We start from the raw sequence: 859 nt of genomic DNA, 5'->3' as shown, positions 1-859 counted from the left end.
CCATCGGCGGCTGGAGGGTGCCAGCAGGCGGAATCAACAGCAATGTCTGGCCGTTCTTGGCCTAATGCTGGATGATCTGCAAGCATCCAGCCTTTTTCCTCGAAAGTATCGAGTAACTAGAGTTTAGAGTTTCAGAGGAGAAAAACCACCGCTTTCCGGAAAATCTGCCAAAGATTTTGATACTGGAGATGCAAAACTCATCCCTTACATGAATGTTTTCGGCGGAGATAATCAGTCTGCGACCATCAGGCTATAGGTCGCATGACAGGCCACGCAGTTGTTCATCAGAGCTGCCAGCTGTTCCCGGGTCTGCAGGGGGTCACCCAACTGCTCGGCATCCAGCGCCAGCTGGTCAAATTGCGAGTGGGTGCCGAATCCCAGTTTCTTGAACGCCAAGGGCAGCTTGCCGATCAGCGCCGGCGGTACCGCAGTCTGGGCTGCCATGCCCACTTTCCGGGCCGCTGCCGCTGCAACTGCCATATCTTCCGCATTGGTCGCGACGATGATTGCCTGTACGGCTACCAGGAAATCACGCATCTCACCCAGCACCATATTGCGCTCGCCTAGGGTTAGTTGCAGCGCCTGGCGACCATCCGGTGCCTGTACCACGCTGCCGACAAAACCGAATTTATACACCGCAGCGACAATAGCGAGCAGCAGAAGCAACAGGACAGTCCAGCAAAATTTACACATACCTTTGTTCCAGAAATCGTACGTACGTAGAAGAAGGGGTAATTCTACCTCAGTTACGCCCCTCCCTTGGCAATAACCTGGTGTGGAAGATCACTCAAAGTGCCCCCTGGGAGGATGTTGTAAAAGTGTGTTGGTTTTTCTCCTCTGAAACTCTAAACTCTAGTTA

General features: G+C 53.1%; 1 protein-coding gene. It reads right to left on the bottom strand.

All coding sequences use genetic code 11. The features are described from left to right. Positions 1–231 precede the first annotated feature (231 nt). Positions 232–666, bottom strand: coding sequence for a hypothetical protein (locus tag ACOCD2_RS22760; protein WP_293653625.1), 435 nt, complete (start codon positions 664–666; stop codon positions 232–234). Positions 667–859: the final 193 nt, after the last annotated feature.

The organism is Thiolapillus sp. (assembly GCF_048562965.1).
Taxonomy (GTDB): domain Bacteria; phylum Pseudomonadota; class Gammaproteobacteria; order Chromatiales; family Chromatiaceae; genus Thiolapillus; species Thiolapillus brandeum_A.
The sequence above is the reverse complement of the archived record's forward strand: the minus strand, read 5'-3'. Positions and strand labels throughout refer to the sequence as shown.